Source organism: Chryseobacterium polytrichastri (assembly GCF_900142445.1).
Classification (GTDB): Bacteria; Bacteroidota; Bacteroidia; order Flavobacteriales; family Weeksellaceae; genus Chryseobacterium; species Chryseobacterium polytrichastri.
Map to the genome: position 1 here is coordinate 250,683 of NZ_FRAV01000001.1, position 22,821 is coordinate 273,503.

Here is a 22,821-nt window from a genome sequence, read left to right on the forward strand (position 1 = left end):
ATAAAACAACAAATATAAATGAATATTCTAAGAATAATCAAAATGATATTTGTCATATAATTCAAGCTAATGTGAATGGGTTGCTAATTAACCTAGAATTAATAGTAAATGCAACCGATAAATCAGCCTAGGTAACTAATGTAATCTAGTCTCAAAATGAGAAATACTACATTTGATTTAAATGAAAATTTAATAAAAATGTAATATTGCAGGCTGATTTTTAGTTTAAAATACCTCATTGAGTCGTTGGTGAGAATCCCCAAAACTGCACGTTAGGTAAGATGTTTTACACTTTCCGAAAAAATCTCAATGCTTTTATCCATTTCAACGAAATTTAAACTTCCGAATCCTAACCTCATAGCGGTTATGCTTTTATTCTGATACAGCAATGTTTTGGGAATGAATAAATTATTCTGGGCGCAATGTCTGCTAAGCTGCATCAGGTTGATTGGGATATTCCATTCTGCCCAGATCGCCAAGCCACCTGAAGGCTTCTGAAAACGGATGGCGGTTCCTAAATGCTTGTGTAATAGTTCAGCGAAATAATCTCGCCTTTCCTGATAGACCTTCAATGATTTCTTTAAATACCTATTGATTTCTCCTTCCGCAATCATTTCTCCAAGGACTCGTTCCATTAAAACATCTCCTTGTCTGTCAATAATTCCGAGATATTTTCGCATTTCGATCATCAAGTTTTCGGGGGCTACAATAAATCCTGTACGAAATCCGGGAGCAAGAGATTTCCCAAAAGAACCAATGTAAATAACCATTCCGTTCGTATCTGCGCTAGACAGTGGAAGAATAGGGCTTTTATCATAATGGAATTCATAATCGTAATCATCTTCAAGAATGATGAAACCATATTCGTTGGCCAAATTAAGAAGCTCTAATCTCCGTTTTGCACTCAATGCAACGGTGGTAGGATAGTGGTGATGCGGCGTAAGATACAGCATTCTGATCTTTTGTTTCTGGCAGGCTTCTCTTACGCTTTCTACCATGATTCCTTCTTCATCAATCGGAATAGAAACAATATCAACTCCTGCTTTCTGAAAGATCATATTCACCGAAAAGTAACTTAAAGCGCCTACCAAAACGGTATCTCCTTGGGATAATAAGATTTCAGAAACAATGTAAATACTCATTTCTGTGCTTCGGGTAATGAGAAGATTATTCTTAGAAATGGGTAATCCTCGAGATAAATTAAGATAATGAGAAAGGTTTTTCTTAAAAAATTCACTTCCATCATGGTTGTAATGTCCCAACATTTTCTGCTGAGACTTTCGCTTCAGAATAGAACTATAAAATTTAGAATGTTGATCAATCTGAGTTAATCTGATATCCGGAACGCCATCATTGAAAACATATTCACAAGTGGAATGCTCAAAAGGATTATCTAAAATATTCGACGTTTTAAATGAAAAACCTGTCGATTTTGGATAGTTTTCAAGATGATTCTTTTCAAAAGTTTTAATTTCTAAAGGTTTTTCCTGATTCTTTCCAATAACAAAAGTTCCTTTATTCGGAAGACTTTCTACCCAACCTTGGGCAAATAATTCATCATACACGGCAACAATCGTATTACGATGCACTTCCAATATCTGGCTTAAAGCTCTGGTTCCCGGAAGTTTGGTCCCAAAGGGAATATAGCCTCTCTGTATCGCATTAATTAACTGATTTGCAATTTGCATGTAGATAGAAGTTTCAGACTTTCTATCAATTTTCACAAAACTTTTATAAGGAATTTCAACCGGACTATCCATAATATAAAAACTGGCACCATTCAACCATCCGGCAATATACTACATTTGAACCATAAAATAAAAATCTATGGAATTCTACAATCTACTCGAAAGAATGGTGCAGGATAATGAGACCCATGCTAAATGGCTCAACACGCTTTCTTTTATGGAAAATGCCGGAGCAAGAAAAATATCTGCTTGTGAGCATCCTACCAAAGTAAGTTTAATACAACTAAAACATGCTGCTGAAGAGCATCGCCACGCGTATTACTTAAAAAAACAAATTGGTAAGCTAGATCCTGATTTTTGTAAAACGTATGACAACACAGAGCTTTTGGCTCCAATTGCAACTCGTCAATATCTTCATTCTTTAGATGTTAAAGCTTGTCGATACATTCAGAAAGCTTTTCAATTAACAAAAGAAGAGCTAAAATACGCTGCTTATCTTTTTGTGACCTACGCTATTGAAGTTCGTGCCGATGAATTATATCCTGTTTATCAAGATGTTCTTACCAAAGAATCTTCTAAAATCATGGTAAAATCAATTATCCTGGAAGAAGAAGGACATTTGGAAGAAATGATTAATCAATTGAACGAATTCGCAGAAGATTGGCAAACGCATGCTGATGTAATTTTAGAAATTGAAAAAGAACTGCACGAGCAATGGATGAATGCAATAACTGAAGAAGTGTCGCTCCTTAATTATGCTTCATAATTTCCAAGAAGCTCTCGATAAAAGAAAAGAAACGGGAACGCTAAGAATCTTAAAACCAAGATCGGAAGGGACTGATTTTTATTCCAACGACTATTTGGGATTGGCGAGAAATAAGGAATTACAACAGATATTGCTTGAAAAGATCATTGCAAATCCTCAAGTATTATCAGGTAGCACCGGATCAAGGCTGATTAGTGGGAACAGTTGTGAAGTAATTGAAACCGAAAGTTTTATTGCGCAAGAACATCAATATCCTGCTGCTTTGCTTTTTTCATCGGGTTATAATGCTAATCTGGCTCTATTTTCAACGCTTCCAACCCGCCACGATACCATTATTGTTGATGAAAAAATCCATCGGTCTGTGCATGATGCCTGCAAAATGTCTCATGCGAAAAAGTTGAAATTTAAGCACAATGATATTGAAGATTTAGAACAGGTTTTAAAAAAGCAAAACGGAAACTGTTATGTCACTATAGAAAGTTTGTATTCGATGGATGGTGATGTGGCTCCCATTCAGGAAATCATTGAAATCGTAGAAAAATATAAAGGCAGCTTAATTGTAGACGAAGCGCATGCTTTTGGTGTTTTTGGATATGGCTTTGTTGATAAACATCAATTGCAAAATCGAGTTTTAGCAACTGTTATTACATATGGAAAAGCACTTGGGGCTCACGGAGCAGCTATACTTTGTGAGGATGTTGTAAGATCTTATCTCATCAATTTTGCCTCTCCTTTTATCTATACAACTTCGGCTCAGAATGTACAGTGGATGACGATTAAAACCAGCTATGAATTTCTAAAATCGCATGAAAACTTTTCTACTCAACTTCAGGAAAACATTACAATTTTCAGGAATCAAGGTTTAAAAACACCATCGGCGGAAAACAGTCCGATTCAAGCCTTGGTAATTCCTGATAATCAAAAATTAAAAGCAGTACAGCAAAATTTATCAGACAATGGCTTTCTAACCTATGCAGTTTTCAGTCCAACCGTAAAAGAAGGAACAGAAAGATTGAGAATTTGCCTACACAGCTTTAATACAGAAGAAGAAATTATACAGCTAACGAAAATTATTAAAGAATTTACATGAAATTATTTGTAACCGGAATCGGAACAGAAGTCGGAAAAACGGTTTGTTCGGCTATTTTAACAAAATATTTTAAAGCTGATTATTGGAAACCTGTACAATCCGGAGATTTGCATGCTACCGATAGTATGAAAATTAGAGATTGGGTAGGAGATGGTGTTATTTGTCATCCTGAGACCTATCGTTTACAATTGGCTGCATCACCGCATCAGTCGGCATTGGAGGAAGGTATTTTGATTACGGTTAATGATTTTATCCTTCCTGAAACTCAGAATCATCTAATCGTAGAAGGAGCCGGAGGATTGATGGTTCCTCTTTCGGATAAAGAATTTATCATTGATTTAATTGAAAAACTACAGCTTCCGGTGGCTTTGGTGGTGAGGAATTATTTAGGATGCATCAATCATACTTTATTATCAATCATGGCCTTGCAACAAAGAAAATTAAAACTGGAATATTTGATTCTCAATGGGAATTTCCCGCCAGATACGGAAAGAGTGATTTGTAAAAATATTCAACCAGAAACCGAAATAATAAGAATTTCGGACATCGAAAATATAACAAAAGAAAATATAGAAAAAAGTACAAAACAATTAACAAATTTAGGATAATGGATAGAAAAACAGAAATTAGAAATGATTGGACTAAAGAACAAATAGAAGAAATTTATCATCAACCTTTACTTGAATTAATTTATAAAGCAGCAACCGTTCACCGCGAATGGCACAACCCGGAAGAAGTACAAATGTCTACCTTATTATCCATTAAGACTGGTGGTTGTACAGAAGACTGTTCGTATTGCGGGCAAGCTGCGCGTTATCATACCAATATTAAAGTTCAGGCTTTGTTGCCTACAGAAACCGTAATTGAGCATGCCCAAAAGGCGAAAGACAATGGTTCTTCCCGTTTTTGCATGGCTGCGGCTTGGAGAGAAGTAAGAAATAACCGTGATTTTGATCGCGTGATTGATATGGTAAAAGGCGTTAATGATCTTGGACTTGAAGTGTGCTGCACCTTGGGAATGTTGACGGAAGATCAAGCCATTCGTTTACAGGAAGCCGGTTTATACGCTTATAATCATAACCTTGATACTTCAGAACAGTATTATGAAGAGATTATTTCTACCAGAACTTTTGACAATAGAATTAACACCATCAATAATGTCAGAAAAGCAGGAATAACCGTTTGTTCAGGTGGGATTATCGGATTGGGAGAAACTCACAAAGATAGAATTTCAATGCTTTTAACCCTAGCAACGATGCCAAAACACCCTGAGTCTGTGCCCATTAATGCATTGGCTAGAGTAGCAGGAACTCCCCTTGAAAATAATGAAAAAACGGATACTTGGGAAATGGTAAGGATGATTGCCACTGCAAGAATTGTAATGCCTTCTTCAATGGTTCGTTTAAGCGCAGGAAGAATTGAAATGACAGAATTCGAGCAAGGCTGGTGTTTCATGGCCGGAGCTAACTCCATCTTTACAGGAGAAAGAGAAACTTTATTGGTGACGCCGAACCCAGGAGTTTCTGAAGACATGCAGATGCTTCAAACTTTAGGGTTAAAGCCTATGAAAAGAGAATCCGAAAAAGTGATGGATCAGTTTGAAAACTGGAAAACAAGCTTAGTCTAATTGTTAGAATTATGCATTGTGAATACTCAATTGTCAATAGTAAGCTTGGATAATTCACAATTCATTATTACCATTCACCAAATTACTCATTACCAATTACCCATTACTTATGAATCTACAAGAACGTGATAAGGCTGTCAACTGGCATCCTTATACCCAAATGAAAACGGCAAGTGACGCCATTCCTATTGTTAGGGGGAAAGGAGTACATCTTTATGATAACGAAGGAAAACAATATATTGATGCTGTTTCTTCATGGTGGGTGACCTTGCATGGGCATGCGCATCCTTATATTGCACAACGTGTTTCTGAACAGTTAAATACATTGGAACAAGTTATTTTTGCAGGTTTTACTCATGAGCCTGCGATACAACTTTCAGAAAATTTACTGCAATTGCTACCGAATAATCAGCAGAAAGTTTTTTACTCTGATAATGGTTCAACAGCGGTGGAAGTCGCCTTGAAAATGTGCATTCAGTATTGCTACAATCATGGAAAAGAAAAGACTAAAATTTTAGCTTTTAAAAACGCCTACCACGGAGATACTTTTGGCGCCATGTCTGTGAGTGGAAGAAGTGTCTGGACAAAACCTTTCGGGGAAATGTTGTTTGAAGTTGTTTTTATTGATACTCCCAATTCTGAAAATCTGGAAAGCATAAAAGATCAGATTAAAGATGTAGCTGATGAAATCGCATGTTTTATCTATGAACCTTTAATTCAAGGTGCTGCAGGAATGTTGATGTATGAAGCTAAGGATTTGGATGAATTAATGAAATTTTGCAGAGAACAGGAAATTTTAATGGTTCAGGATGAAGTCTTTACCGGTTTTGGACGGACAGGAAAACTGTTTGCAGCAAACCATCTTTCAGAAAAGCCTGATATTATGTGTTTTTCAAAAGGATTGACGGGTGGAACGCTTCCAATGGGAATTACCACCTGTTCCAATGAAATTTACAATGCTTTTTTATCGGATGATAAATACAAGACGTTGTTTCATGGACATTCTTTTACTGCCAATCCGTTGTCCTGTACAGCTGCTTTGGCGAGTATGGAATTGTTATTAAATGAAGAAACACGACACAATATTCAACGAATTTCTGAACAGCATTTTCAGTTTTCATCCATTTTAAAACAACATACAAACGTTGAAAATGTTCGTCAGACCGGAACGATTCTCGCTTGGGAATTTAAAACAGATCAGGGCACGTCTTACTTTAATGAAATAGGAAAGATGTTATATGATGCATTTTTGTTGCGAGGAATTATCATGCGTCCCTTAGGGAATGTGATGTATTTGGTTCCGCCTTATTGTATTACTTCGGAGGAATTGGAATTTGTTTATCATAGTATTGTTGAAGTACTCCATAAACTTAAAGATCATTCCCCCATGCATGCAGTGTATCAAGGATAGGACCTAGTTTGTAACCTTTTTCTGTAAGCCTATAATAAACCTCAGGAGGAAAATTATAAACTTCAATCCGTTGAATGATATCATCTTCCTCCAGTTGTTTTAACTGTTCCGAAAGTACTTTTTTTGATACTCTTGGCATTTTTCGCCATAATTCCACAAACCGAACTTCTTTTTCCTCAAAGAGACGATGCAGGATCAATGGTTTCCATTTACCTGAAAGAATATCAAGACTACGCCTGAGCCCACACTTTTTAAATTCTTCAAAATTCATCAGTAACTGTAATGTATATAGTGAACCTTTTGGTAACCTTCGATTATTTACCTCTATTTGTACAATAGCTTTGTGGTACAAAATTAAATAAATGAAATTACAATTATGGCGCAATGCAACATTGCTTTTGAATATTGATGGAATTAAGATTTTAATTGATCCTATGCTTGGCAGAAAAGGATCATTAGGAAAAATGCCAATGACCGATAGCGAGGTACTGAATCCGTTAGTTGATCTTCCCTTTAGTACAGAAGAACTGGTGGAAAAGTTAACAGAAATAGATGCAGTGGCTATCACTCATCTTCATCCCGATCATTGGGACAACACAGCAATAGAACTTCTAAATAAAAAAACACAAATCATTTGCCCTGAAGCCATTGCAGATCAGATCGCCCAATGTGGTTTTGAGAATATTGTTTCCATTAAAGACAGAATATGTTGGAGAAACATTGATATTTCTATTACCAAAGGCCGTCACGGAACGGGTGAAGTAGGTAAAAAAATGGGATTGGTAAATGGATTTGTTTTTACACATTCTAATGAGACTGTTTATATAGTTGGAGACAGTATTTGGTACGATGAGATTGCCAATGAAATAGATCAACACAAGCCTCAACATATCATTGTTGCGGGTGGTGCAGCTACTTTTTCGGTAGAAGAGCCGATTATCATGACAAGTAAGGACATTATTAGCACCTGTAATTATACTCCTAAATCAACCATTTGGGTGACCCATCTGGAAGCAGTAAGTCATTGTAAAGAAGACCGAGATTATATTCAGAAAAAAATTAATGAAAATCATGTAGAAGAAAGATGTTTTATTTTAAAAGATGGAGAAGAAGTCTTTTTGGCTTTTGACTAAGGGGCTTTTGGTTCCCAATTATTAAGAGGCTTATTTTCTTTACCCTTCATTATCTATTTAATCATAAACTATAAATTCATTTTTTAGTAAAACTTTTTTTATTAAAAAATGAATGGCTGTATTATTTTGGTATAAATTCACAAAACTCATTTCGGCTTAGTTTCCACTCATTTTGGCTCATTCAAGATTTTGATTCCTTCGCAACTTTGTCGTGTTATTAAAAATCAACAAAATGAATAAAACAGTTTTAATCACCGGAGCATCATCCGGAATTGGAAAAGCAACTGCTAAATACTTTGCAAATAACAATTGGAACGTAATCGCAACGATGCGCAGCCCAGAAAAAGAAACGGAACTCACTCAAATAAACAATGTTTTTGTTATTCAGCTGGAAGTTACCGATTCAGATTCCATTCAACAGGCTATCGAGAAAGGAATTGAAAAGTTCGGAAAAATTGATGCAGTGATCAACAATGCAGGATACGGTCAACAAGGACTTTTTGAAGCGACAACACCAGAAAAAGTAAGGGCTCAGTTTGAGGTTAATGTTTTTGGAGTGATGAATGTCACGAGAGCTATTTTACCTCATTTCAGAAGTCAAAACTCAGGAACTATCATAAATATTACTTCGGGAGCAGGTCGCGTTACCACTCCAATCTTATCGATTTACAGTGCTTCAAAATTTGCAGTAGAAGGTTTCACAGAATCTTTAGCTTTTGAATTAAGCTCTCAAAACATCAAGGTTAAAATAATAGAACCAGGATTCATTCAAACCTCTTTCTATGACAGAGCCAATGAGGAATTTGCTTTTGATCCTTCATTGGAAGATTACAAAGAATTTTCAGATGAAATGGCTGCATTTTTCAGTACTTTTGAAGGTGGCGAAAATCTCTTTACCTCAGAAGATGTAGCCCGCGTGATTTATAATGCAACGACAGATGGCAGTCATCAATTGCGTTATCTTGCCGGTCCTGATATTGAAACATTATTCGATGTAAGGAATAGTAAAACAGATCAGGAATATGTAGAATACACAAGAAACCTGTTTATGCCCAATGGTTTTAAAAGCTAAGTTTTGTTAAACTTTAAAGATTTTGAACCATTAAGATTAGTCATCATGATTTTAAACTAAAAGTAAAGCTTTTCTTACTATGATTAATGGCGTGAGAACAACTTAATGGTTCAAATTTGATATTTTTGTATATAATCAAAGATAAGGTAAATCCAACAAAAACAAATGCAAGATATGATTGATAAAAGCATAAAAAAGAACAACTTAAATCAGTTTAATTCAATCACTGAATTATCCAATACTTTTGGGTTTTCAAAACCGTTGCATCCATTTATTACATTGGTACATCATGCCGATATTTCTTCCGAATCTGAGATTAAAAACATGGTTACTAATTTTTTCATGATTTCCTATAAAAGTAATTTAAAAGGGAAACTAAAATATGGACAGGGGTATTATGATTTTGAAGAAGGCGGTTTGATTTTTACCTCTCCCAATCAGGCAATTTCTGTTGTAGACGGCAATGAGGTTTGCCAAGGAGTAAGTGTATTTTTCCATCCTGATTTTCTGGCAGCTTCTACTTTAGGGTTTTCGATTAAAAAATATGGTTTCTTTTCTTATCAAATCAACGAGGCTTTACATCTTTCGGACAAGGAAAAGCAAAAAATATTAAGCATTTTTGAAAATATTGAACAAGAACTTACTACTTCTATTGACGAAATCAGCCAAGATTTGATCATCTCTTATCTTGAAGTTTTGCTCAATTACAGCAATCGATATTATAAAAGACAATTTGTGACTCGAAAAATTGTCAACAGATCCATTGTAGAAAAATTTGAAGATCTGTTATCTGAATATTTTAACACTGAAAAATCTTTATCAAATGGACTTCCTACGGTTAAATATTTTTCAGACAAGCTAAATCTTTCATCGGGTTATTTGAGTGATCTCCTCCGAAATACAACAGGCTTAAATACTCAACAACATATTCATTCTAAAATTATTAACAGCGCTAAAGAAAAGCTGTTGACCTCCCAAATTACTGCTGCTGAACTCGCTTATGAATTGGGATTTGAACATCCTCAATCGTTTAATAAATTGTTTAAAGCAAAAACAAAAATGTCTCCGATGCAGTTTCGACAATCTTTCCAAAATAATTAAAATATATTTTAGAATTCCTCTGTTTCACATAAAAATAATTAGGTTGTACTCAGTGACAGCCTTTTTTTATGCCTATGGCTTATTTTTTGAAGTTATGAAATAAATAATTTTCTATGTTCGCTTCATTTCTATTAAAATTAAACTGGAAAGAATTATTAATGGGTCAGGAAGAATGGTCATTTATTCTGGAAATCATTTTGCGAACAGCCATCATGTTTTTAACAATCATTATCGGATTACGAATTTTAGGAAAAAGAGGAGTGAAGCAACTTTCGATATTTGAATTGGTGGTAATCATCGGGCTGGGTTCCGCTGCTGGAGACCCTATGTTTAATAAAGATGTAGGAATTATATCTTCGATTATTGTTTTTGTGGTCATTATTTTACTCTACAGTATCATCACTTATTTTATTGGAAAATATAAAGGTTTTGAGCAGTTGCTTGAAGGAAAACCCATTTGTTTAATTGAAAACGGAGAATTTGCCATCGATAATTTTAAAAAGGAAAATCTCGGAAGTGATGAATTTTTTACTGAATTGCGATTGAAAGGAGTTTCTCAATTAGGACAGATTGAAACCGCCATTGAAGAAATTTCCGGTGAAATCAGTGTTTTCTTTTATGAAGATAAAGAGGTAAAATATGGCCTCCCCATTATGCCCAATTCATTAGAAAATCCATTAAGAATGATTAAAAAAGACGGACATTATGCCTGTACTTTTTGCGGACATACAGAAATAAAAACTCCGGGAGATTCCCGACATTGCCCTAAGTGCAAAAAAGAAGAATGGGTTCCTTCATGCAATAAAAAAAGAGTGACGTAGAATATATACCTAATAACTTCATAATTTTACATCCAGAAACAATCTTCACAGTGAAAGAATTCTTAGAACAAATCAATCTTTATTATCCTTTATCAGAGGAAACCATCACAGCTTTATCAAAGATCTGTACCGAAGAAAGTTACCCTAAAAATGAATTAATGTTAGAATCCGGAACGATGTCTCGGTACTATTATTTTTTACAATCCGGATTAATAGGATATTATTTTAATAATGAAAATGGAGATTCTGTATATAAGATATTTTTTGAAGAGAAAAGTTTTGTAGCTTCCACTTCATCAATCATTAAAAATGAGCCCAGTGATTTTAATATCATTGCTTTAGAAGATTGCAAGGTCATACAATATCCCGTAAAAGAATACCGAGAACTCTTAAATAAGCACCATGATCTTGCCATGTTTCATCTTCATTATCTGGAGAAAAACTGGGTCGTAAAAAAAGAACCGCTGGAGATCTCTTTAAAATATGAAACAGCCAAACAACGGTATGTTTCATTATTAGAAAATGAGTCTTTGTATCATCGTCTAAAACAACATCATATCGCCTCTTATTTGGGAGTTACGCCAACTCAGCTGAGCAGAATAAGAAAAGAATTAAAATAAGAAAGTCGTCAACATATGTTGATGGTTTTTGCCTTTATATCGTGCAATTTTGCAGAGTACAATTTCATTATGAAATAAAAAAAATCATTAATTAAACATTTTTACACATGAAAAATTTAATCATCATTGTATTCGCAACCATTGGTCTCACTGAACTTTCTGCTCAAAAAATCATTCACAAAGAGGTGTATAGCCCTGTAATGAAAAAAAATATTAAGACAATTATTATCACCCCAAACATAAAGCCTTCTGCGCATTATAAAACGGTCTATATTTTACATGGCTACAGCGGAAATCCCGATAGAACGGTGAAGGAAGACTTGCCAGGTTTAAGTAAAAAAGCACAGGAATACAATACCATTTATATTCTTCCTGATGGAAATTTTAACAGTTGGTATGTAGATAGTCCTATTGTAAAAGATTCACAATACCAAACTTTTATCGGAAAAGAATTGGTAGATTTTATTGATAAAAATTATCCTACTCAAAAAGATAAACAATACAGAGGAATTTTAGGATGGAGTATGGGTGGCTATGGCGCTGTAAATATCGGAGTAACGTATCATAACACTTTCGGAATTGTTGGCAGTTCTTGTGGCGCATTAGACTTTAAAACTTTTGGAGAAGGTTACACTCATTATCAGGTTAATAAAGTCTTAGGTCCTATAGAATCATTAGATCCGAAATACTTTACTGACAGCAAAATAGAAATCATGAAAGATGCCCAACAAAGCTATATTTTTGATTGCGGTACAGACGATGTTCAAATGATTGCGCAAAACAGAAAGTTTCATGAAAAGCTGACCGCTCAAAAAGTTCAACATTTATATATAGAATCGCTTGGAGATCATACAAATAGCTATTGGAGCCAGTCTTTGTCTAATCAACTCGCTTTATTCAATCGGTTTTTTGATAGTAAATAATTATTGATTAAACATACATTAAAGAATAAGTTGAATATTTTTAACGCAAAGATTTTTAGAATTTTATATATTTAAAAGAGAGCAAAGAATTGAATCAATATAATTGATTCTTAAGAAGCTACCTTTATCAGCGACTTTGTCGCATCTCTTTGCTCACTAAAAATAATATGTTTTTATATTAAAACTTTGCGTTTAAAAATCAATTTTATTACTATCATCCGTTGATCTTTTATGGGTAATTTTATTCAAATTAATCCTCAACATTTTTGTTTCTCGCCGCCTTCATTCCAAAATAAAACATCAATATCACTGCACAGCTTAAAAAGTAAAAAGAGCTCTTCCAAGAGATGTCCCAATCATGAAGTTTTCCGAAGACTGGTGGACCAAATGCAGCAATCAGATATCCTATAGACTGAGCCATTCCGGAGATTTTGATGGCGTTAGCACTGTTTTTTGTTCTGGTAGAAAAGAATAAAATGGATAGACTAAAAGATAATCCGTTAGAAATCCCAATGATAACAGCATTTAAATAGATCCATTGAGATTGCAACCATACAAACATCATGGTACTTCCGAACATTAACGTACAAATAAAAACAATTAATATTCTCTGATCTTTCATTTTACTTGCAATAATAGGACAACAAAAAGCGACAGGAATCATCGTAATCTGGATCACAAAAAGAACCCAACCTGTACTTTCTGCGTGCATATTATAATCTGTAAGTAACGATGGAAGCCAAGTCATCAGGCAATAATAAAATAAGGATTGTAGCCCCATAAAAATACTGATGCTCCATGCCTGGGTAGATTTAAACATATTAAAATCTGATACACTTAAGGCAGTTTTCGTTTGATCGGCATTCTTTTTATTGAATATAATTTCCAGGCTCAAAACAATTAACCCTAATATAGCAATGACTAGCCAAATTCCCAGCGATCCGCGCCACCCGAAACCTGTCCATTCTCCAATTCTTACACTGAAACCTGAAGCCAAAGCAGCGGTAAGATTCATGGAAACAGCAAAAATTCCTGTCATCAAACCAATCTGTTTTGGAAAATTATTTTTAACATAACCCGGAGTGACTACATTTCCTATACAAATTCCTAAGCCGATGAAAATGGATCCTAAAAATAATGTCCAAAGAGATCCTGTAATTCGTAAGAATAATCCAAAACTTAAAATAATTAAGGAATACATCAAAAACCGACTAATACTGAATTTATGTGAAAATCTGCTCACCAAAACGGAACATGTAGCAAACATAAACAGTGGAATAGAGGTCAACATACTTACTTGAAAATTATCCAGACCTAGCGCTTCCCGTACATCACTCAACACAGGAGCCACCGAAATAATCGGAGATCGTAAGTTGCTTGATACCAATACGACCACCAAAACATTAATGATCAGTAAAATATAAGAGAGATTTTTTCTGCTTTCAGGCTTCGTCATCATAAGAGAACTATTTTGATGCAAAATTAAGATTGTCAGTTTGTTTAAGTTTGCCATTTTTTTAATATGAAACGACAAAAATGTATCATAAAATAATCTTGCAGATAACGACTCAAACATTTTTAGATTTTATTGAAAATAAAAAACTGAAAAAAAATTCACTAAAATTTAAAAAATAGAGGGGGATTTATCATTCGTTGCGTCATTAAAAACAAAATTTTCACTAAAATGAGAAATAAAGTAATACGTAAAATATGAAAATCAATACTTTTTCATTGATGATGAAAATATATCGCACTCACAATCAATGATATGTATTTTTATTTAGAGCAAAAAAAAAGACCTCCAAAAAGGAGGTCTAAAAAAACACAAATGATGAAAAAAAATTATTTCGATCCGCAAATATAGCAAATTATATTATGTTTCACATAAATTTTACATAATTGGTGAAAAATTTTATTTTATTTAACGAAATAGATGGAGATATTTGCATTATACTCTTAATTTAAATATTCAAAAATAAAAGATTTGAAAACATAAAATACTATTAGTCAATGCGTTGATTTGGACTAAAAAGTTCATTTCAATGAATTACTAAATGATAATTTATGATAAAAGATTAAACAATCTGAGAACTTTCTTTAATGCTATTCATAACAAAGATACTTTTGGTTTGCCCGATACCTTCTATCTCCGAAAGTTGATTTACAAAAAAATCATGAAATTCATCCATATTAGGCGCTAAGATTTTTAGCATAAAATCAAACTCACCACTGATATTGTAGAACTCAACCACTTCTTTAAGCTTACTCACTTCTTCTATAAATTTCGTGGCAATGCTTTTATTATGGGCATTCAAGGCTATCATACAAACCACCATCATTCCTTTATTCACTTTTTTACGGTCAACAATCGCTGTATATTCTTTAATAATTCCTAACTTTTCCATACGCTTGATACGTTCATGCGTGGGCGTAGGACTCAGGTTAATTCTTGCCGCAATATCTCGAATACTTAGCTTCGCATCTTTTTGCAATAAACGCAGTATAGAAAGGTCTTTCTCGTCTACTGAATAATTTTCGGTTGCCATTTGTTCTATTTTTCAGGTTTAAAGTCTTATTAAAAGAACACATGTTCTTTATTAATCTATTAAAATATTATTTGTTCCAAAATTAATATTTAATTTTCACAAACGTTCTAATAATCTTAATTTTGCCAGAAATTTAGAAGAATATGCAAGCAAGAAAAAACCTGATATTAATTTTAGCCTCTATAGGAACTTTTGTAGAAGCTCTTGATATTGCGATCATTAACTTAACCATACCATCCATACAGGAGCAATTCGGTATTGGTGCAGATATGGTTCAATGGTTACAGACTTTGTATGTACTATTTTTTGGTGGATTTTTAATTATTGGTGGAAAATTATCCGATCAAATCGGACGAAAGAAAGTGTTTCTTCTTGGCGGACTTATTTTTATGTTGACTTCTTTGGGAGCCGGGCTTTCAACCAATTTTCAGGTGTTAGCTATATTCCGCGCCTTACAAGGTTTAGGAGCAGCATTTATTATGCCTTCAGCTTTATCTATTGTTACGAATACCTTCAGAGAAAATCAGGAAAGAAACCGTGCTTTAGGAGTATTTAGTTCATTTGCAGCGATTGGATCGGGGAGTGGATTGTCTATTGGAGGTATTATCAGTACGTATATGAGTTGGCATTGGGTTTTCCTGATCAACGTTCCTATTCTTTTGGTAACCCTTATTCTTGCCTATCAATATTTGCCTAAAGATGAAAAGAATTCGGATGTTCAAAAAACAGATGCTATTTCCGGGATTCTCCTTGTTTTGGGACTGTTATCTTTAACCTACGGAACCCATGAGTTATTCCATATCAAAGAGCAGCCTATTCAGGTTATTGGTTCATTAGCCATCTCATTGGCCTTATTGGGAACTGTATTTTATCGTTTAAAAACAGTGGCTCAACCTTTAATTGATTTACAATTATTCAAACACAGATCGTTGGTGATCTCTAATATTACGTTTTTCGCATTAGGAGCTTTTTTCATTTCATTCTTATTTTTAATCTCTTTGATGTTGCAGAAAGATATGAATCACAGTGCCGCTTCAGCAGGATTAATGTTAGTTCCATTCAGCTTGATGTCTGCCCTAATCTCTAAATTTGCCCTTCCTCATATTGCAAAAAAAATGAACCCTTCTCAAATGGGCGTTTTTGGTTGGAGCTTTATGTTGATAGGAGCCCTATCATTATTGATATCTGTTTATATTGGTCATCCTTTAACAACCGTTTTACTGGGGGCAGCATGTATCTCAGGAGTAGGAATGACTTTGTGCTTTACCAGCTTATCCATTTTAGGAATTCAGGATGTAGAAGCTTCACATTATGGAGTTGCTTCCAGCTTAACAAGCACGAGTTATTTCTTAGGTGCAGGAATAGGCTTATCTTTTATGACTTTAATGAGCCAGATTTTCCCATCAAAATGGGCCGTTGGAAATTTAAGCTTGGGAATTTTAACCGCTTATGCAGTATGCGCTATCGGGATATTGACTTATTTAGTGGTAAAAGAAGTAAAAAGTAAGCGAGCAGAAATGGCGATATCCTAATCTATTTATTATTAAAAAATTAAAGACATGATAAAACGACTTACTGTATTTTGCGGATCTAGCTTCGGAACAGATAAGATTTACGAAGAACAAACTTACGAATTGGGAAAACAATTGGCCGCTCAAAAAATTGGATTGGTGTATGGTGGCGCCATCACAGGTTTGATGGGTACCGTAGCTAACGGAGTGATAGAGCATAACGGAGAAGCTATTGGAGTTTTGCCTCATTTTCTGCAAGGAAAAGAAATCGCCCATAAGCAACTTACGGAACTGATTTTAGTGGAAACAATGCATGAACGAAAAACTAAAATGAATGAACTTTCAGATGGCGTTATCGTTTTACCTGGCGGCTATGGAACCTTGGAAGAGTTTTTTGAAATGATCACTTGGGCTCAATTAGGATTACATCAAAAACCCATCGCGATATTAAACATCAATGGATTTTATACTGAATTATTAAATATGATTCAGACCATGGTAGACAAAGGTTTTCTGAAAGAAGTCAATCAAAAAATGCTCATTGTAGATGAAGATATCGAATCTCTTTTACATAAAATAAAAAATTACGAAGCTCCACAAGTTGATAAATGGATCTCGAAAGATAAAATCTAATTAAATTTTAATTAATATATTGTTTAAAACCATGGGAATTTTCTCATGGTTTTTGTTTTTCTATTACATCAAAATCCAAATATTTATTTCTTAAAAGTCTGTTTTATGATCTGAATTAATAATTATCAAATTCATCGTTACCACTCACGCTATTTTTCATGTCATTCACGACATTTATTTGCTATAACACTGATTAATAGCAAACTTTGTATCAGAAAATAAAAACTAATAGCCATGTTAATAACAGTAACTTTTTTAAGCGAGCCAACAATTAATTTAATTATTATCATGCTTATTTGCGGAATCGTTGGCGGAGTAGGAAACACATTGAGAGGCACAACCTGTAGTGGAGTTGTGATATCAAAAAATATCTGTTTGGGAATTATTGCTTCTATCGCGGTACCTCTTTTTCTTAGTCTTGTCTCGAGTGATATCATCAGTAATTTATATATTGAAAAAAAAGGAGCGGACGGAAATACTATTAATCATTCAGTCAATTATTTAATCTTTTCTGGATTTTGTATGATTGCTTCTTACACATCTCTAGATTTTTTAAACAATATTTCTGGAAGAGTAATTCAAAAATTTGAAAAGCGCGTAGATAGAGTAGAAGAAGAAAGTGAGGTTTTAAACCAAGCATTAAAAACAATCGCAGTGAATACAGAAAGTAATACTCAAATTAATGCCAGTGAATTGGAAAAATTCAAGACATCATCTTATGCAGAAATAATGAATTCCATCAAAAACAAAGAAAATAAATTCAGACCTCTGGACATCATCAAGACAGAAGTAAATCAAGACAATACCGAGATCGATAAGAAAATCGAAATCCTAAAAAACAATAATCTTGTAAAAGAAATCGAGCTCAGAAAAGGTGAAAAAGCAGTCGCTTTGACTGAAGATGCCGAAAAAATTATGTAAATAAAAAAATAATAACCAAATAAATATCAAAATTATGGAAACGTATGAAACAGGGAATCCGAACAATAAGATATATGCTAGTTTTAATTTATCTAATGTCATCGACCTGTTCCCACTCCGCACATTTTTACAACTTGAGTATAAACTAACAGGAGACTTATATCTTCATAAAACAACTATTACATCATCTAAAGATTCCAAAATTAACATACCTAAAACATTGATTGGTACTGAATCTTATCATAAAAAAGGAACGGTAGTAATTGAATCACATATTGGATATGCAGATGAAGATAATTTAGAAAATCTTTTAAAGCTACTTCAATTTAATTATAAAATTAATGGTGGAAGCCAAGGAGATGTTACTTATGATTCTTATGATAAGTTGATACCAATTAAGAGTGAAAGAGGAAACAAAGTTATTTTATTAAAAATAATAGACTTAATATGAAAACAATAATACAGGTGATTTTTATATTTTGTTGTATACTTATAAAATCACAATCAGGAACTGATCTGAGCATAAAAGATATTGATAATAATCAATCAGTTAGTATGGCTTTACTAGATAACAGCCCGAGTATAGTTTTTGCAAACTCTATACCTAAACAACTAAGTTTAAATACCAATAACTTATCAAACCTATCTGTAGAAGTAACACCTTTCTATTATCTTAATAAAAAAAAATATGAAGGATATGAATTTTTTGGATTAAAAGATACACTTTCAACTTTCAAATATAAAAGTGGTGGTTTTCATAATTTAAGTAAAATAACGCTTTCATTGAATGCTATTCCAAAAGATTCTGTGACAACTATAGCCTTTGGAGCAAGAACAAACATTTTAACACTGTATAATTTTTCACCTAAAGAGCTTCATGAATTATTTGTAGAAATAGCTAATGATGATGATATAACCGAAAAGGCTAAAGAAAAACTTAAAGGAAAAGGTATTGATGAACCATCTGTAGCTACAGACGAATATGGGAAGTATGTAATACTACTTGAAGAAGAAAAGGATAGGATAAAAAAAGAATTGAAAGTTGAAGAAAAACTGTCAAGTTTTATAAATCAACTAAAAAACCCGATGGTAACCCTAGACGTTTCTGGTGCTTATAGCTCAATATCTCCAAATAATAGAATATCCACTTTCAGAACAGACAGATATGGAATTTGGTCTACGCTTGGTTTATCCTTTAATTTAAATAAAGATTATACCCGTTTTTTCAAATTCTATTTCTTTCTAAGATATTTAAAAGACAATTATATTGAAGATAACTTAATATCTACCAATCAATTTACGGATGTTGGTCTTAAATTTCAGGTTGTTTTGAGTAAGAAATTTTCAACAGCATATGAATATGTTAAAAGAAATGGTGATGGAGGAGACTATCGCTCTGTCGGGCAAATTCAATGGAAATTCAGTGATGAATTAACTTTCAACGGAGGATTTGGAAAAAACTTTGAAATTTCGAATACCAATTTAATTACTTTTTTAGGAATTAGTTGGGGATTTGTAAATAACCCTAAAACCAAAAACTAATTACCATGATACAGCCAAACATCAACAGTATTTTGAATGTTATGAATTCTAAAAACTACAGAATTTATAACACTCCGGAAATAGATTGGAACATCAACATCGTCGGAATAAGAAATAAAGCATTAAGACATGAAAAATTTGACGATACTTTAGTTGTTTTTCATAACTTTATAGGGAACTGGTACGTGAATTATTATCCGATAACCACAGATCCAAGCACACACTATTTGAAAAACCCTATAAACAGCAAAGGGACGGCTATTTTAGTGGAAGGACAATATTTGGGAACGCATTGTATAGATAAACATCAGGGAAAATATGATGCAATTTGTCAAAGATTAGGCAATGTAAAAGTTTATCGGGATAATAATAGAAATGGAAATTTGGATGTCGATCCAACAAAAATTGAAACAGGGATGTTTGGAATTAATATTCACAAAGGTCCGCTTAATGGAGATTGGAATTCAGATAACACTCAATTTTCAGCAGGATGCCAAGTTTTTGCAGATGCAAGACATTTTCAGGAATTCATGATCAAATGTAAAAATGCAAGAAATGCTTTCGGAAATAAGTTCACCTACACCTTATTGAATGAGAGAGATTTTGGATAAAAACTAATAAAAAACTACATACCATGAAAAAATATTCGTTACACATAGGTTTAAATGAAACCTCGCTCTTTAGTAATAGCAGCCTCAATTCACCGGAAGCAAATACAAGATTTTACAAAAAAATTGCTGAAGAAAATGATTTCGAAGCAATTGAATTATTGGGGAAAAATGCTACAAGCATCAATTTATTAAACACACTCAGAGCCATTTCAAAGAAAATAATGCCGGAAGATATTTTTTTCGTAACCTATTGCGGACATGGTTTTACAATTAAAGATATTTCGGGAGAAGAAAATGTCGGTTATGATCAGATCGCAGTTTTATATGATAGGTATTTCATAGATGATGAACTCAAAAACTGCTGGTCATGGTTTCCTGAAAATTCTAAAATTGTACTTGTAACCGACTGTTGTTATGGTGGAACTTTAAATAAAAAATCTGCCACCACAACCTACAGTATCAGCAAAAATTTTAGTCTTTATTTAGAAGATGTATCTCCTTACCTCAATAGTTTTCAACTGCATTTTAAAGAGTTTAAAGAAGCAAATATATTTATGAATCATATTTCGTCTTCTCAAGATAGGAATGTAGCTAAAGACAGTCAGATTAAAGATCAGTTAAGCCCTTTTACAGAAGCATTTGAAAAGGTGTATAATGAAGGGAGCTTTATCGGAACTTTTAGTGATTTTTTTGAAGAAGTTAAAAGTGAAGTTGAAAAAACGCTTCCCTATAACCTGCCATTTATAGATAGAGATATTCAAAATTTTTTAGATGAGGAATTTTTCTTTACAAAAAACCTTGTTTTAATCCATAACTAATAAACCATACAAAAACTAATATCATGAGTACAATTAAAATTGCAAAAGACTTCATAAAAATTGAAGCAACATTGAGTGGCATTTCCAACGTTAGTCAATTCAAATTTCGAGGTGCAAAGGTTTTAAATCTTAAAACAAAAGCTGGAGATACTTTAAAAGGAGTTGTTATTAATATTTCAAATGAAAACCCAGGAAGCCCTTGCATGTCAGCAGGATTAGAATCTGGTACATTTGATTTTATGTTCAAAAATGACTTAGGATGGAACAAAAATGATAAAGTAAGAATTTCATTTTTAAATGAGATTGATTACAGAGATTTTGAAAGACTAATGCCTTATTTTGAATCGAGACTTAGAAAGTTCGGATATGATGAACTCGTTACAATTGAAAATTTCCTGAATTTTTCTGACGAATGGTCAAAATTTCATGAGGACAATCCGGTAGATGATATCTGTAAACATGAGTTGAGTCCCATTCCACGTCAGACACATGACGGAGGAGTTGTGAGAATAGAAGAACTTCCATGAAAGCAATAAAATATATACTTCTTATATTTTCTGCAATCATCATTAAAGCTCAGAGTCTGAACGGCTATCTCGAGAATCAAAAATTTGAAAAGTTCCCTCAAAATATAGTCACATTAAAAAGGAATATTCTTAACGAAAAATCCTCATTAGAGTTGGCTAAATACAACTATGTTTTGGGCAAAAATTTTGAATATCTCAATCAGGAAGACTCTGCGCTTTATTACTATATGAAAAGCAGAGATCTATTTGGAAAATTAAATTATAAAAATCAGTACCACGATTTGTCGCTGGAAATTCATAAAGTGATTTCCTCACAGGTAAACTATGACAAATATGGATATACTTTTTTTAATGATTATTATAATTATGCCTCCAAAACAAAATCAAATGAAAGGTTAGCATTAGCTTACAATCAAAAAGCGATTGAAAAATTTTATGAATTTGATTTTGATAAAAGAAAAAATATTGAAGTTATTGATGCTGCCATTAAAATTTTAGATACCGCTTACACTTACAGCCAAAATTCTACGAATCTTGAAACAAGAATTAAAATTCTAAATAATTATGGACTTTTTAATTATACAAAAAATGATTTTCAAGCAGCAGAAAAGTTTTTTGTTCAGGGAATTGATTTAGCTTCAAAACATAAAATACAATATGAGTTGTTCATTCTTTATTACAATTATGGAAATTCATTTTTCATTCAAAAAAAATATAATGAAGCTGTTTATTGGTTCCTGAAAGCTGAAACGGTTCCCATTCAACAATATGAATTAAAATCCAAAAGACTTCTATATCAGAAGTTAAAGGAAAGTTATGACTATTTAAACGACCATCCAAACCGCAAAAAATATGATTCTCTTTACACTCATTTAAACAAAAAAATAAATGATACAGAGCAAAATATAGCCATCCATCAGATTAACACCAAATATCAGGTAATTGAAAAGGATAAGCAAATCTCCTCTCTAAAAAAAATAGCAATGAATTATCAGGAAAATAAAATACTGTATTTCTTTTTGATAGGAATAGTGTTTCTTATCGCTATGTATTCTATTATTCGATGGAAGAGGGTAGACTATAGAAAGAAAAAACTGGATCAGGAAAAAGAATCTCTACAGATAGAACATACGCAGACCATTCAAGAGCTTGAAAAGGTGAAACAATTAGTCATAGAAGACCATATTGTATTGAAAAACAGAACAAAGATCTATCTCAAGGAACTTTTATATATCAAGGCAGAAGATCATTATTTACAGCTGTATACATCTAAAAAGAAAGAATTTGTAAGAGGTAAAATTTCTGAAATTATTAAAGAATTACCACCCAATTTCACGCAGGTTCACAGATCTTTTATCGTTAATAAAAATTCGATTATTTCCAATAACGGGACCTCCGTTTTTCTGGAAGGGAAAATAGAAATTCCATTGTCTAGAAATTTTAAAAAGAATATTGAATAA

The 22,821-nt window shown here is 33.1% G+C and carries 24 protein-coding genes; 20 read left to right on the forward strand and 4 right to left on the reverse strand.

From position 1 onward, the window contains the following. Positions 1-272: 272 nt before the first annotated feature. Entirely contained in the window at positions 273-1,760 is a 1,488-nt protein-coding gene (gene pdxR / locus BUB80_RS01105; RefSeq protein ID WP_073290088.1) for a MocR-like pyridoxine biosynthesis transcription factor PdxR, read from the reverse strand. A 67-nt stretch (positions 1,761-1,827) separates the two neighbouring features. Here pdxR and BUB80_RS01110 point away from each other — a divergent pair, with 67 nt between their 5' ends. The 5 genes from BUB80_RS01110 to bioA all read left to right on the forward strand — a co-directional run bounded on the left by BUB80_RS01110 (position 1,828) and on the right by bioA (position 6,582). After that, positions 1,828-2,454, forward strand: coding sequence for a hypothetical protein (locus tag BUB80_RS01110; RefSeq protein ID WP_073290090.1), 627 nt, complete (start codon positions 1,828-1,830; stop codon positions 2,452-2,454). Next, entirely contained in the window at positions 2,444-3,544 is a 1,101-nt protein-coding gene (locus tag BUB80_RS01115) for an aminotransferase class I/II-fold pyridoxal phosphate-dependent enzyme (RefSeq protein WP_073290092.1), read from the forward strand. The genes BUB80_RS01110 and BUB80_RS01115 overlap by 11 nt, the downstream gene beginning before the upstream one ends. Continuing rightward, positions 3,541-4,152 (forward strand): dethiobiotin synthase, encoded by a 612-nt coding sequence (gene bioD, locus BUB80_RS01120; protein WP_073290094.1) that lies wholly within the window; start codon positions 3,541-3,543, stop codon positions 4,150-4,152. Before BUB80_RS01115 ends, bioD begins: the two co-directional genes overlap by 4 nt. Beyond that, positions 4,152-5,171: a biotin synthase BioB gene (gene bioB, locus BUB80_RS01125; protein ID WP_073290096.1), complete on the forward strand. Its 1,020-nt coding sequence runs from the start codon at positions 4,152-4,154 to the stop codon at positions 5,169-5,171. The genes bioD and bioB overlap by 1 nt, the downstream gene beginning before the upstream one ends. A 109-nt stretch (positions 5,172-5,280) precedes the next feature. Then, positions 5,281-6,582: an adenosylmethionine--8-amino-7-oxononanoate transaminase gene (gene bioA, locus BUB80_RS01130; protein WP_073290097.1), complete on the forward strand. Its 1,302-nt coding sequence runs from the start codon at positions 5,281-5,283 to the stop codon at positions 6,580-6,582. Here bioA and BUB80_RS01135 read toward each other — a convergent pair. After that, a complete protein-coding gene (locus tag BUB80_RS01135; protein ID WP_073290172.1) occupies positions 6,542-6,853 on the reverse strand; it encodes a winged helix-turn-helix transcriptional regulator in 312 nt (103 codons plus the stop codon). The two genes, bioA and BUB80_RS01135, sit on opposite strands and share 41 nt — an antisense overlap. Positions 6,854-6,944: 91 nt before the next feature. On the opposite strand from BUB80_RS01135, the gene BUB80_RS01140 reads away from it, so the two are divergent. The 6 genes from BUB80_RS01140 (at position 6,945) to BUB80_RS01165 (ending at position 12,252) form a co-directional block, all read left to right on the forward strand. Continuing rightward, positions 6,945-7,715 carry an MBL fold metallo-hydrolase gene (locus BUB80_RS01140; protein WP_073290099.1) on the forward strand — a complete coding sequence of 257 codons (771 nt, stop codon included), beginning with the start codon at positions 6,945-6,947 and terminating at the stop codon, positions 7,713-7,715. A 232-nt stretch (positions 7,716-7,947) separates the two neighbouring features. Further along, positions 7,948-8,787 (forward strand): SDR family oxidoreductase, encoded by an 840-nt coding sequence (locus BUB80_RS01145; RefSeq protein ID WP_073290101.1) that lies wholly within the window; start codon positions 7,948-7,950, stop codon positions 8,785-8,787. A gap of 174 nt (positions 8,788-8,961) precedes the next feature. Further along, the gene (locus BUB80_RS01150; RefSeq protein ID WP_073290174.1) at positions 8,962-9,888 is read left to right on the forward strand and encodes a helix-turn-helix domain-containing protein; all 927 of its coding nucleotides are present in this window, start codon (positions 8,962-8,964) and stop codon (positions 9,886-9,888) included. 113 nt (positions 9,889-10,001) lie between these two features. After that, positions 10,002-10,709 (forward strand): DUF421 domain-containing protein, encoded by a 708-nt coding sequence (locus BUB80_RS01155; RefSeq protein WP_083546969.1) that lies wholly within the window; start codon positions 10,002-10,004, stop codon positions 10,707-10,709. Positions 10,710-10,759: 50 nt separating this feature from the next. After that, positions 10,760-11,329, forward strand: coding sequence for a Crp/Fnr family transcriptional regulator (locus BUB80_RS01160; RefSeq protein WP_073290103.1), 570 nt, complete (start codon positions 10,760-10,762; stop codon positions 11,327-11,329). A gap of 107 nt (positions 11,330-11,436) precedes the next feature. Then, positions 11,437-12,252, forward strand: a complete 816-nt coding sequence (locus BUB80_RS01165; protein ID WP_073290105.1) for an alpha/beta hydrolase — start codon at positions 11,437-11,439, stop codon at positions 12,250-12,252. Between the two features lie 250 nt (positions 12,253-12,502). Here BUB80_RS01165 and BUB80_RS01170 read toward each other — a convergent pair whose 3' ends face one another. Both BUB80_RS01170 and BUB80_RS01175 read right to left on the reverse strand, forming a co-directional pair. After that, positions 12,503-13,765, reverse strand: coding sequence for a CynX/NimT family MFS transporter (locus tag BUB80_RS01170; RefSeq protein ID WP_228433629.1), 1,263 nt, complete (start codon positions 13,763-13,765; stop codon positions 12,503-12,505). Between the two features lie 562 nt (positions 13,766-14,327). Beyond that, positions 14,328-14,798: an Lrp/AsnC family transcriptional regulator gene (locus BUB80_RS01175; protein ID WP_073290106.1), complete on the reverse strand. Its 471-nt coding sequence runs from the start codon at positions 14,796-14,798 to the stop codon at positions 14,328-14,330. A gap of 143 nt (positions 14,799-14,941) precedes the next feature. Here BUB80_RS01175 and BUB80_RS01180 point away from each other — a divergent pair, with 143 nt between their 5' ends. From BUB80_RS01180 to BUB80_RS01220, 9 genes are all read left to right on the forward strand, one after another. Then, positions 14,942-16,330: an MFS transporter gene (locus tag BUB80_RS01180; RefSeq protein WP_073290108.1), complete on the forward strand. Its 1,389-nt coding sequence runs from the start codon at positions 14,942-14,944 to the stop codon at positions 16,328-16,330. Positions 16,331-16,357: 27 nt separating this feature from the next. Beyond that, positions 16,358-16,942 (forward strand): LOG family protein, encoded by a 585-nt coding sequence (locus BUB80_RS01185; protein ID WP_073290110.1) that lies wholly within the window; start codon positions 16,358-16,360, stop codon positions 16,940-16,942. A gap of 234 nt (positions 16,943-17,176) precedes the next feature. Next, positions 17,177-17,863, forward strand: coding sequence for a YEATS-associated helix-containing protein (locus BUB80_RS01190; protein WP_073290112.1), 687 nt, complete (start codon positions 17,177-17,179; stop codon positions 17,861-17,863). Positions 17,864-17,897: 34 nt separating this feature from the next. Next, a complete protein-coding gene (locus tag BUB80_RS01195; RefSeq protein ID WP_073290113.1) occupies positions 17,898-18,314 on the forward strand; it encodes a hypothetical protein in 417 nt (138 codons plus the stop codon). Next, positions 18,311-19,405 (forward strand): hypothetical protein, encoded by a 1,095-nt coding sequence (locus BUB80_RS01200; RefSeq protein WP_073290115.1) that lies wholly within the window; start codon positions 18,311-18,313, stop codon positions 19,403-19,405. The genes BUB80_RS01195 and BUB80_RS01200 overlap by 4 nt, the downstream gene beginning before the upstream one ends. Before the next feature lie 5 nt (positions 19,406-19,410). Continuing rightward, positions 19,411-20,016 carry a hypothetical protein gene (locus BUB80_RS01205; protein ID WP_073290117.1) on the forward strand — a complete coding sequence of 202 codons (606 nt, stop codon included), beginning with the start codon at positions 19,411-19,413 and terminating at the stop codon, positions 20,014-20,016. Between the two features lie 23 nt (positions 20,017-20,039). Continuing rightward, positions 20,040-20,834, forward strand: coding sequence for a caspase family protein (locus BUB80_RS01210; protein ID WP_073290118.1), 795 nt, complete (start codon positions 20,040-20,042; stop codon positions 20,832-20,834). A 23-nt stretch (positions 20,835-20,857) separates the two neighbouring features. Beyond that, the gene (locus tag BUB80_RS01215) at positions 20,858-21,361 is read left to right on the forward strand and encodes a hypothetical protein (RefSeq protein ID WP_073290120.1); all 504 of its coding nucleotides are present in this window, start codon (positions 20,858-20,860) and stop codon (positions 21,359-21,361) included. Continuing rightward, positions 21,358-22,821 (forward strand): LytR/AlgR family response regulator transcription factor, encoded by a 1,464-nt coding sequence (locus BUB80_RS01220; RefSeq protein ID WP_073290122.1) that lies wholly within the window; start codon positions 21,358-21,360, stop codon positions 22,819-22,821. Before BUB80_RS01215 ends, BUB80_RS01220 begins: the two co-directional genes overlap by 4 nt.